Here is a 12,027-nt window from a genome sequence, read left to right as displayed (position 1 = left end):
TCCCTCGCCCGCACGTCCTCCGGCGTCTCATGCTCTTTCACGCCACGAGGACGCACAGGAAATCCGATCCTGTTCGGGCGCTGAGCATTTGCACTCTTAGGATACGGGTGAAGGATGAGCTCGATCGGACCGTCTTGCAGCTTGGCTGACATGAGCCGCGAGTGGCCGCCGTTCTTAGGTGCCTCACCGCGCACCTCGCTGACCAAGCAATCGTTAGGCCCGAACTTGCCCTCAGCGATAGCTCTGCGGTCCCAAGGCCTGCCGAGATGGAGCATTAACGGGAAACCCCGTTCCAAACGAATTGTCCCGAGCCTTCTTTCGCTGAGCGTATCGAATCCTCAATGGCCTTCGCGAGCTGGTCATCTCGCAATTTCTCATCGACGAAGCTCATAAGTTCCGAGAAGGCATGATCGTTTCCGTCTTCGACCTCGATGCCGCGTAACTTCGGCAATAGACGCATCTCGACTTGATCCGCAAGCGGCACACGCAAATCCCCCGCCTGGTCGAAGGATGAATAGTTGGCGACGTAAGCCATGATCGCGCGACCAAGGCGGTGGCCAAACGGCCGCTTAAAGCCCTTCATCAGGTTGACCATTCGATCAACGCTTTCAATGACAGTCTGCTCGTTTTCCACGGCGGACACCGGCTTAATCCACGAACGCCAGCGAATAGCCGACAGCGCCTCCGGTTCGGCGATTGTGCCTTTCTGCGATGTCGTACGGATCGTCTTTGGGGCAGAGAAACGCAAGACGTTGGCGCGGTCAACGACCTTGTCGGAAAGGGACTGGGTGCTTTCATCCTCGTTCATCGTTCCCGCGAATAGCAAATTGTATCCGGGGAAGATGCGTGGAGCGTCCATACCCCGAGGCATTGGGATTTCGAGTTCGATCTCCGCGTCTTTGCGCAGAGATTTGTCGGACACTCGATTTACGGGCGGTCGACTTTCAAGACGGCTGAGGAAGTCAGAGAAATAGTATTCGACGCGAGCGAGGTTCATTTCATCCAAGAGGATCATCATCATCTGATCCTTGAACTCGCTCTTATGATTATTCAGCACATCGAGGTGGTAAAGCGCTCGCGCCATGTCGGTCGGACGATACCGCTTCTCGATGTAATTGTAGAAACCCATCAAATCTTGGGGGCTGTCCCAACGAGGCTGTACCGGAACTTGCAAGAACCCAATCCCCATACCCGCCGCGTACTGTCTCGGCAGCTGGCTCTTACCTGTGCCGGAGATACCCGCAAGGACTGCCATCTGGGTCGTGTCGTTGGTTTTCATAGCAGTGTGGAACGCGTAAACGATGCGACGATCGTAATGCAGCCCGTTCTGATCCAATCGCTGCAACACACGCTGTATGGCATCGACTTCGTTCTCGGCAGCGCGATCGTTCCAGGTCCGCATCTGGGCGAGCACCGGTGGTAGGGTAGTCAGCTCCTTGAGACGCTCGGCAATCGCCTCTTCACCGTCTGGCGCATCCTTGCCTCCTGCCTCGGCGACATCGTCTTCCATCCGTGCGACCTGCGCCATAAGCGACGAACGGCGCTCTTCCAAAGTAGTGATCTCGCTCTCCACCGAGCGTGTCCGCTCCTCCGCGGCAGCGATCTTTGCAGCCGCTTGAGTGAATTCGGAGTGCGCGGCGGCCGTCGCCTGTCGCTCGGCCCCGAGAGTTTCCTGAACTTGAGCAAGCTGCGCCGTCGCGGCCTGCTGAAGCCCCTCGGTTCGAGCAATGTCCCGACCTAGCTCATGCGACAGCGTATCTAGGCGTTGAACACGCTCTTGAGCCTCGGTGAGTTCCATCGCTTCGGATCGCATCTCGGCGATCTTGGCTTCGAGCGCAGCCTGCTCCCGCTTCATCTCATCGTTCAGAGCGAACAGGCGTTCGGCAGCAGCAAGGCGGTCGTGAACGGCATCCAGGTCTGCGCGTGCCGAAGCTAGCTCTGCATCGATCGCTTGCTTCTGAATAATCTCGGCCTCGATTTCCTCCCTTATCGCCCGGATTTCGTCCCGCCGCTTGCTCTTCTGAAGCCACTCCGCGTTCAGCTCATCAAGCTGACGTTTGGTGGCGTCATAGTCCGCCTGCACGTCAGCAATGTTCGCAAGAGCTTTCCGGCGCTCGCCTAGTTCATTTTCGATATCGCTCAATGCCATGCGCTTGTCGGCAATGGCCGTCTCCAACGATTCCAAAGAACGCGTTGGACCTGCGGCGGTCACCGCGCGGTCGTGGAGGACTGCGAACCCTGTCTGCACGCCGATCAAGGCAACTACGGCCAGTGCAGCGAAAAGCAGGATCAAGATATTTCCGGTCAGCATATCGAGACTTTCTGATTATGGCTTAGCGGGCTGAGTCGGAGCACTTAACTGGCCATCCGCGGCTGGCTGGTCTGGCACCGCTACAGTGGGCTTCGATGGCGTAGTTTCGGACATCGCAGCAATTTCCTGAACAAGAGCACCCTTTCTGCCATTGAGATCAGCGAGTTCAGCCTTGACCCCGTTTAGGTCGCTCTGCCTAAGTTCCAGCTCCTTCGCCAACTCAGCGTGGCGGCCCGTAAGCTCGGCAACAGCCTTGTCAAGTGCGGTCTTCTCGGAAGACGCGCGATCGGCATCGGATTTATCAATGCCGACCTTTGCCCTTACCCCTTGCATATAGGCGAGTTCCGCCATCAGGGTATCGCGCCGGGTTGCCGCGGCTGCGATCTCCGACTGCACATCGCTCAGTTGGGCTTTCAAGACCGGCAGTGCCTTTTGCGCCTCTGCGACTGCACCTTGAGCGGCTTTGGCCTTGCCTTCAGCCGACGCAACGTCCGATCGGGCGCGTTCAGCTGAGGAAGCCAAACTCGCCAAATCTCCGGTCAGAGATGCCTTTTTGGTTTCGAGCCCGCTTATTTCCTTGGCTAAGTCAGCCCGGCTGCTTTCCTGACGGGCCATGTCAGCGTCCGTTTTGACCGCAGCGACCTTCGCCTTTGCCGCCTGATCTTGCAGTTTGGCGATATCCGCGTCCAAATCCTGCGATTCTCGTTGTTTGTCACCCAGATCCTTTGTCATTTTGGCGATCTGCGAAGCCAGCGCTGCTTGGCGAGCGCCCAGGTCAGCAACCTGGCGCTGCTTGTCATCGAGGTCCTCGATCTGGCCGTTCAACCTTGTAATCTCGGCTTCTCTGTCGCGTCGGGTTTTCTCGATCAAGGTTAGCGCCTCATCAGCGGCACGTTTCTTGTCTTCTGTCTGCGCGACGTCCTCGTTCGTTTGGTCAACTCTCGACTGATTAACTGATATCTTTTTCTCCAGCTCGGCACTCTGGGACCGGAAGGTCTCGAACGTCTTTTCAGCTTGCGACGCGGCCGCGATCACGTCTGCAGCCGTATTAGCCTGCTCTTGGCCCGCCCGTAGCCTCTGGGCACCGTCGGACAAAGACGCGGTCTGCTGCTTGATCTCGGCAGTAAGGCGATCGCGTTCTGCAGCTAGGTCCGCGATCGTCTTGCGTAGGCCATCAACGTCGACGCTTCGCTGGGAAATCTCCGAAAGAATGCCATCTCGTCGGCCGAGGGCCTCCGTGCGCTCGTTATTGAACCGCTGAATGTCAGACCGGACTGCACCATAGTCACGCTCTAAAGCATCGACCTGGACCAGCGTGACGCATATTGCGGCAGCCGAGAGCAGCCCAAGAGTCAAGGCGATATAGGTAAACCGCCGCGATCTACGAAAGTTGTTCTGCGACGCGCTCAATGCATTTCTCCAGGTCTCTTTCTAGTTCATCCACCCAAAAGCGCTGGACCTTCCAGCCAAGGGATTTCAACTGATGATCTCGCCAATAGTCGGCGAGCTTTCTTTTGCCGTCTGTGTCTGCGTGCCAATGACGGCCGTCGACCTCCAGGTCGAGTTTGATGTCTCCGCTGCCAAAGAGCGCGAAATCCAGACGACGACCAGCGACTTCGTACTGAGGGATTGGGTTAAGACCTCGCTTCCTGAGCGATGCATCGACGATACGTTCCCAGTTGCTGTCGAAGGTGCCCTCGCCCACGCGGCCTCTGGGCTCGGTGGCCGCAGCGGCCAGTCTTTGCAGACTTCGTACCTTGCCCGAGCGAGCGTAAGAGAGATCGCCGAACACATGTGCCACGGCTCTTGCGCGGCTGATCGCCACATTGAGGCGGCGCCAGTCCTTTTGCACAAATGTGACGGCGCTTGTGGCGCTCGAATATCCGAGACATGGAGAGAAAAGGATGAGGTCTCTTTCTTGGCCTTGGAAACTGTCGACGGTTCCGACACGAAACTCCGCTTTTTCCAGGAGCTCCTGACGTATCTCAGCGAGGATCGCCTGCTCCAGAGCATAAACTTGCGGTCTGAATGGAGCGATCACGCCGATCGATCCGGCATACGACTGCTCCTCCAGAAGCGCTCGCAGGTGCTTTGTGATTGCTGCGACCTCCGACCCATTAACATTTCCAACCATCGGCGCAGTTGGTGACGGGATGTCACTCCAGGCGATCCCGGGCTTCGTCCCTTTGGGAACCTTCAGCTTGTCCTGGTCGCCTGCAACGCGAAGCTGGCCGCCGTAGAAGTGCTCGTTGATGTAACCAACGATATCAGCGGCAGAGCGGTATTGATCTCGAAGCATCACTTTGGCCGCGCCTGGGGTAAGGTCCGCCAAATCGAAAAGGGAGCGACGGCTCTGCGCGAACCGCCCCATCTTCGATATCGGCAAGTCCTGTGCCTGCATAAGGTTTCGGTCGTGAGCGATCCCGAGCTGGCTGATGAATGACAGCTGGCGATTGTCGCCAACCACCACGGCGCGTTTGGCGCGAGCAAAAATCGGAAGGGCTGACGCTATGTCGCACTGGCTCGCCTCGTCGAAAATCGCGAGATCGAAGAGGCTGTCGGACAATGGAATTCTCCGTGCGGCTCCAAGGACCGAAACCAGCCAAAGGGGACGATGCCCCACGACGTCCCCAGCGAGTGACGGAGACAAAGGGCCTGAGCTTTGAGCAAGCTGAAGATTGGCTAGTTCTTCTCCAAGACGACGCCTGTCGGTCCCAGAAAGATTGACCTTGGAAGCAAGGACCTTCGGCAAAAACTCCCGAGCAAGCTCTCCGATCTCTTGCGTGATGGTGACCGGATCACCCTTGACCTCGATTGTCGCCAGTTCCGAACGAAGCCGTCCCAAACGCTGCTTTAGTGTGGCGAGCGTCGCGGCCTCACCGGAAAAGTGATTTGGGGCCAAGACATTCCTGCGGAATCTTAAAGATCGCAACAACGCATCAATAAGACGGGTAAATAACCCGGGTCTTGGACGAGTTTCGATCTCAAGCGCCGGTTCTACAACGCTTGATTCCTGGGCCTCAATCCGTTCCAAAAGCTCGGCAACGGCACTGTGAAGCCGTGACTGTTCATCGATCTGATCCAGGACACGGGTTCGGTTTTGGGCGAGCGACGAAAGTTTTGAACGCAGAACAAGATCGGGATCGGCGGCACCCCTTGTAGGCTCACCGACCAGTTGGCCGAGCACCTCATCGAATGACTGGTCAATATCTCTGGCCGGATCCAGCGTCCTTACCAAAAATGGAGATTGTGGAGCGATACCGCCAAGTCGGCTCTCGACGGCATCAAGCGCCTGATGGTTCTTTGATGCGACAAGGACGCTGCCACCGTCCGCGAGCACCGATGCGGCAATCGACACGATCGCTTGGCTTTTACCCGTGCCCGGCGGACCTGTTACGACCGTAAGGGGCGCAGCAAGAGATTGTCGCACTGCATCGATCTGCTCTTTGTTCAGATCGCCTGTGTTGATCACCGGAGTTGCCCTCACCGGCACAGGTGCTTCCAACCCCAGGATTGGTGCAAGCGCTGTGGTGGCTAGCCGTTCCTGAGACCATGCCGCGATCGCATCTAGATCGCGGACCGCGCCGGCAGTGAAGGTCGTGTCTGTTGGCAAGAAGAGAGCGGCAATATCATGAATACCGACATTATTTGGATCCAGCTCGATCCGCATCTGTTGTCCAGAGATGCTTCCGCGAAACGCTCCAGCAACGGCCTCTTTTAACCTCGATAGAAACTCATCTCTGCGAAACCCGAAGCCCTCGGCTTGCGTGAATACCTCCCGAAGGCCCGCCTCCTTCCAGTTTGCGCTTCGAGCAACTCCCTTGATCCAATCAGGGTTTACAACAATGTCATCTGTGTCAATGGATACCTCAAGATGGGTCGCAGAGCGCGTCCATTCTGCACTGATGAGTCCGACGGGCCAAACAACTGGAATCCCTTGCTTCTTTCCCACTCCCATCGGCCAGCCCACGGCCAGGGTCTGTTCATTGGCTTCACGCTTTACGAGCGCCTTTCGGAATTCGTCAGGCAAGTCTTCCAGAAGGATTGAAATCGTCAGAGCTTGGCCATCATCGGGCGTCAAGGGACCTAGCCCGGTGAATAATTGCCACGCCACCGCATGGCGGTCTTCGACTTGGGAAATGGCCCCCCGGGGGTCAGACCTAAGGGCAGATCGATAATATCGCAGTAGCGCATTGGGGTCGAAGGAGACGGCACTCTCTGTTACCTCGACGTCAATGGTTTTTGCCGTCGAGCTTCGGAAAGCTGCGTGGACTGGGCGGAGCAACTGTTCATCGGTTGCGACGGAATCATGCCCCGTCTTAGGCGCTAGCGTGCCGTCTTGTTTCTTCGCAGTAGCGAGGAGCCTCCAGCGCCCATCGCGGCCCTTACTGACCTTACCAGCTTCACTGAGAGCGGAGAGCTCAGCATAAATCTCTGTGCGCCTGCGCGGGTCGAAATCAATATCGAGCAACGCGAACAGTTCGTTTGTCGTTCGACCTGTTGGGAACGCCGAAATTGTGCGCAGCAGTACCGACATTGAATGTTATTGCCCCACCTGCGTAAACAACGCGGCCTATCAAGATAAACGACCCCTGACTTGAAATTGCAATTGCTGAATTTCGAGTCAACTGGCTACAACCTCGAATACTCACCCTTTTTTGGACGAAGACAATTATGCCTAAGGAAAATGGGTGTGTTATTCTGGTCACCGTCGAGTTTGCAGAGACCTTCCAATCTATTGTCGCACACTTTTCAAGCGACTCGGGCGCCACATCGCCACTGTGACAATTAAAATTACCACACCGTAAGCTTGCAAACGGCACGAATCTGAATAGTTTTCGCAGCCAGGGGTAGTTTGGGGGTATGCAGAGTGACCGGCGGTCAATTTATCGTTCTTGCTTCAGTGATTGGATTTCCTCTCTGGGCGATCATTGCATCAGTCATCGCGTGGAAGCGGTCATCAAAGAATAAGGCTTTGGAGGGCAACCTTAGTGCCTTAGAACAGCGCTACAGCTCGATAGCGAGCGAGGAAGCGGAAGTTCAACGCCTAAAGGAAGTCGCAAATTCGATTTCCATCGACATCTCGACACTGCGCAATTCCTACAGTGAGAAGAAGGCGATTTTCGACCGACTTGCAAAAGAGGTCGCGATCTTCGACGAGAAAATGGCCTTCGCGGAAATGGGCGTCTACGAGCCGCATTTCGACTATACGGACAGTGAGCAGTATAAGAACGCTGTCCTCTCGAACAGAGAAGTCCAGAAGGGAATGGTATCGAACAAGAATGCCGCCATCGCGAAGACGGAGTGGACCGTCAGTGGCAGCAAGGCCAAGGGCCAAACCATGAACAATCGCAACATCAAGTTGGCGCTCCGTGCCTTTAACAACGAGTGCGACGCAGCCGTCGCGAATGTCCGATGGAACAACGCCAATGCGATGGAAAAGAGGATTATCAACGCGCGTCAGCAGATCGATAACCTCAACGCCACCAACGACATCCATATCACCGAAGAATATCTCCGCCTGAAGCTCACAGAACTACACCTGACCCACGAATATCGTGAAAAGCTAAAGGCTGAGCGGGAAGAACGCGCTGAGATGGCTCGGGCCGCCAGAGAGGAGCAGAAGCTTATTCGCGACATGGAAAGGGCCGAAGAGGAAGAGAGCCGGTATCAGCGGCTGCTTGATAAAGCAAAAACAGATGCGAGTAGGGCAGCCACAGCGCAAATGGGCGCCTACGATGAAAAGATCCGCCTGCTCGAGCGTGATCTGGCTGAGGCCCACGCAAGGGTCGAGCGAGCACAAGCTATGGCCGAGAAGACACGCTCTGGCTACGTTTACATCATCTCGAACATTGGGTCCTTCGGCGAAGAAGTTGTAAAAATTGGATTAGCGCGCCGTCTCGATCCGGCCGATCGCGTGCGCGAACTGGGCGATGCCAGTGTTCCGTTCACGTTCGATACTCACGCCATCATCTACAGTGATGACGCGCCGACGCTTGAACGAGCGCTACACAACGAGTTCCAGAAGACTCGTATTAACGCCCAGAACTTCCGAAAGGAGTTCTTCCGGGTATCAATCGACGATGTAGAGGCCGCGGTCACGCGGCTGGCGCCCGGGGCACCTTTCTTCAAGGACATCGAAGCACAAGAGTACCGCGAAACGCTTGCGAGGCGGAATGCAATGTTGGCGGCGGCTGAGCCGCCCGAACTTGTCGCATTTCCTGCTTCCCTGTAGTTGAGGTCAGGAGGAGCCTCACCTTTCGACAGCTCACCCGATCTTCTTTGTTGTCCACATGAGCCTGTTCACAACAAGCCGCCCTCGGCTGAACAGACGCAAACTGCCGCACCTCGCCGGCGCACCGCGATCCTTACTTCTAATACCTACGGGAATTGGCATCGCATTTGTGCCACTCCCAATTTATTCCGGCTTCGTCCTTATGGCCATAACACCAGTCCGCGCGATTGAGCAGCGGACCGAGTTCGTCGCGCCGTTTGCATGCCCGTAGCGTCTCGGCCCCCTCGCGATCGACACTCGTGCGGCAGATATCGTCCAATCCTGTCCACTGATGGATCAACCGATCCGGTGCCTTGGCCCCCTTGTCCGTGGCGAGCACCTTTCCGGTCTCGGACTCGATCTGCAGAGAGGCCGTGTTCCACACGAAAGAGAATTCCGCCATCCCGGAGGACGTCTTACCCGTGTCCCTGTTTCCGGCAAACCACTCGACAATTCCCGACATTTCGCATTTTCCGGCACAGCTGGCAGTCACGGAGCCCGGCTTGATGCTGTAGATGCGCTCCGGCCAGCGTTGGGCGAAGGCTGCCTTTTCCTTCAGGACGGCGTCTTTGTCGACCGAGTTTCCGAAGAAGGAGACCTCGTCGGCATAGACGCCCTTCATAAAGGCCAACGCCGAGGCACTGTCTTTCGACCATTCGTCATTGTATCGGTTGACGAAATCAACCGCCTCCGTGGTCAGGTCGCCGGGTTCGGAGGCGGCCACCTCCTCGGAAGCGCTGGGGTCTGACGGCATGTCGGCGGGTGTTGCGCTCTCCTGCGGTGCGGCGCCTGGCCGGGGCGGCGCGCTTTCCTGTGCCGAGGGCATATCCTCGGGCGTGTTGATGTTCCAGTCTCGCATTTCCGCAGCAGTGAGATACCGTATATCGGCGCTGTCGATCGACAGGCTGAGCTGCAGCAGATTGGGGCTTACTCCCATGTCGGTGAGGTAGCCGATAATCTCGCCGGTCATTAGTTGAACGGTCGAGACTGCCAATTTTTTGTCCATGGGGACATCGTCGGATAGGGAAATCCGATGCACGCCGATCGAGCCCGGCTCGGCGAACCTTTCGACGCCACCGACGAAGGCGAAGGCGCAAGCCGATGCACATTCCATGGCTCTGATCTGGAGCGTTCTTGCATTCAGTGCGCGGATGGCGCGGCCGAACATGATCGCGGTGACCACGTTTCCGCCGGGCGAGTCAAAGCTGATGTAGTCCGCTTGATACTGCCTGTATTCGTCGACAAGCTGCATCGGATCGTCGGAGAATTCAAACACGCCCTTTATCACCAGACCACGTCCCGGGGCGCCGTCCACACGTTGGTAGGAAATTGCTGCATGCCCCTCTCCGGCCATGGCGACGAACGCCAGCAGCAGCGATATCAACGAGACGAATTTGCGCATTCTTACCCAGCCTTCGAGCACGTGGTACTTCTCCTGTCGTCACTCGCAGCATATCTTGCGCACCTATTGTCGGGCGATCATCGAATCCGTGCGATGAGCGTCAGCTTTCAATGCGATCAAGCCCTTGGCAAGGACGGGTGCGACGATCAACAGCTTTTACGAGAACATTTCACCCCTACCCCAAGCATCTGATCAATGCACAAGGGACAATCTTCTGACAAGCGGCACAATCAGAAGTGTTGATACAAGGTAAACGCCGGCTCCTCGCCGCAATCGGGAGATCCCAGTCCACTCGATCCGGTGCGTGCCGGCCATTGATGCGAGAGCCACAGGAAAAAGAGAACGCTTCTTCGGATTTCGTTCCGGGTCCCACTCCGCCGTTACGGCTTCACCCGATCGGGATGCGCCGCCTGAAATGCCGGCAGTTCGGCGCATCTGGCGTCGATATCGACGATGCGCTTGAAAGCGGTCATATCCACGCCCCAGCGGCGGGCGTTGTAGACCTGGGGAACGAGGCAGAGGTCCGCCATCGTCGGCGTATCGCCAAAGCTGAACGCACCATCGGTTTCGCCGATCATCGCTTCCAGTTTGCCCAGCCCGTCGGCAATGAAATGCTTCATCCATTCCTCGCGAGCGCCAGTCTCGTCGGTCATCGTCATGAGGTGGGTTACGACATGCATGTTGCAGATCGGATGGATGTCCATGGCGACAGCATATGCGAGGGCGCGGACTTTCTGGCGATCGGCGATATCCGATGGCAGCAATCCGCATTTCGGCCGTAGCTCGGCGAGATATTCGACGATCGCCAGCGACTGCGTCAGTGTTTTTCCGTCGATCACCAATGTCGGCACCAGTCCCTGCGGGTTGAGGGCCAGATATTCCGGAGTCTTGTGTGCGCTCTCCAACAGGTTGATGGACACGGTCTTGTAATCGATGCCCAGGAGATTGAGCGCGATGCGGACGCGATAGCTCGCCGATGATCGCCAGTAGTCGTAGAGAACCACCTCGTTCATTGCGGCCCGGCCCCTTGGTATTTCTCGACCCTCTGCTCGATCGCCCCGAAGATCGAATGGCCAGCCCGATCCTTCATCTCGATGCGGACCTGGTCGCCGAACTTCATGAAGGCGGTCTTCGGCGATCCGCTCTCGATCGTCTCGATCATCCTGAGTTCGACAATGCAGGAGTAGCCGTTTCCGCCGTCTCTCACCGGCTTGCCCGGGCCGCCGTCGAGCTTGTTGGAAACCGTTCCCGAGCCGATAATCGTTCCGGCCAGGAGGTTACGGGTTTTGGCGGCATGGGCGATCAACTGGCCAAAATCGAACGTCATGTCGATGCCGGCGTTCGCCTTGCCGAACGGCTTGCCGTTCAGGCTGACGAGCAGAGGGAGATGCAGCTTGCCACCGTCCCAGGCATCTCCGAGCTCGTCCGGCGTCACCGCGACCGGAGAAAATGCCGATGCCGGCTTGGACTGGAAGAAACCAAACCCCTTCGCCAATTCGCCAGGGATCAGACTGCGCAGCGACACATCGTTGACGAGCATCAGGAGACGGATGGCGCCGCGCGCCGCTTCCGGGCTGCAACCCATGTCAACGTCGCCGGCGATGACGGCGACCTCGCCCTCCATGTCGATCCCGTAAGCCTCGTCGGCCACCAAGATCGGGTCGCGTGGTGCCAGGAAAGCGTCCGAACCGCCTTGATAGATCAGCGGATCGGTCCAGAAGCTTGCCGGCATCTCGGCGCCGCGCGCCTTGCGCACCAGTTCGACATGGTTGACGTAAGCGGAGCCGTCGGCCCATTGGTAGGCTCGCGGCAAAGGTGATGTAGCGTCATGTTCGTGAAACCGGATCGTCGGCTGGGCGCCAGTCTCGAGCCCTTCGGCAATGAGCGCGAGCCTCGGAGCCACATGCGCCCAGTCATCGAGTGCTGCCTGTAGGGTCCGGGCAATGTGACCGACTTCGGAACAGCGGGTCAGGTCGCGGGAAACGACGACGAGCCGGCCGTCCCGCGTGGAGTCTTTTAACGTCGCAAGTTTCATGTCCG

Annotated in this window: 7 protein-coding genes; 1 reads left to right on the top strand and 6 read right to left on the bottom strand. The window is 57.4% G+C overall.

Annotated features, from left to right (window positions below; translation table 11 throughout):
* Positions 1–274 precede the first annotated feature (274 nt).
* The 3 genes from AC244Q_RS07675 to AC244Q_RS07665 are packed head-to-tail and all read right to left on the bottom strand — an operon-like array spanning position 275 to position 6,848.
* Positions 275–2,311, bottom strand: a complete 2,037-nt coding sequence (locus tag AC244Q_RS07675; protein WP_206641068.1) for an McrB family protein — start codon at positions 2,309–2,311, stop codon at positions 275–277.
* Between the two features lie 15 nt (positions 2,312–2,326).
* Entirely contained in the window at positions 2,327–3,721 is a 1,395-nt protein-coding gene (locus AC244Q_RS07670; RefSeq protein WP_206641069.1) for a coiled-coil domain-containing protein, read from the bottom strand.
* Entirely contained in the window at positions 3,693–6,848 is a 3,156-nt protein-coding gene (locus AC244Q_RS07665) for an AAA domain-containing protein (RefSeq protein ID WP_128406306.1), read from the bottom strand. The genes AC244Q_RS07670 and AC244Q_RS07665 overlap by 29 nt, the downstream gene beginning before the upstream one ends.
* A gap of 333 nt (positions 6,849–7,181) precedes the next feature.
* On the opposite strand from AC244Q_RS07665, the gene AC244Q_RS07660 reads away from it, so the two are divergent.
* Positions 7,182–8,546 (top strand): SNIPE associated domain-containing protein, encoded by a 1,365-nt coding sequence (locus AC244Q_RS07660; RefSeq protein WP_128406307.1) that lies wholly within the window; start codon positions 7,182–7,184, stop codon positions 8,544–8,546.
* Between the two features lie 139 nt (positions 8,547–8,685).
* On the opposite strand, the gene AC244Q_RS07655 is transcribed toward AC244Q_RS07660, so the two are convergent.
* The 3 genes from AC244Q_RS07655 to AC244Q_RS07645 form a co-directional block, all read right to left on the bottom strand.
* Positions 8,686–10,008, bottom strand: a complete 1,323-nt coding sequence (locus tag AC244Q_RS07655) for a COG3904 family protein (RefSeq protein WP_113545409.1) — start codon at positions 10,006–10,008, stop codon at positions 8,686–8,688.
* Between the two features lie 359 nt (positions 10,009–10,367).
* Positions 10,368–11,000, bottom strand: a complete 633-nt coding sequence (gene maiA / locus AC244Q_RS07650) for a maleylacetoacetate isomerase (protein WP_113545410.1) — start codon at positions 10,998–11,000, stop codon at positions 10,368–10,370.
* On the bottom strand, positions 10,997–12,022 hold the full coding sequence (locus tag AC244Q_RS07645; RefSeq protein WP_113545411.1) for a fumarylacetoacetate hydrolase family protein: 1,026 nt from the start codon (positions 12,020–12,022) through the stop codon (positions 10,997–10,999). Before AC244Q_RS07645 ends, maiA begins: the two co-directional genes overlap by 4 nt.
* Positions 12,023–12,027 lie beyond the last annotated feature (5 nt).

Source organism: Rhizobium sp. CB2179 (assembly GCF_057653455.1).
Note: the sequence above shows the minus strand (reverse complement) of the source record. Positions and strands in the feature narration are given on the sequence as shown.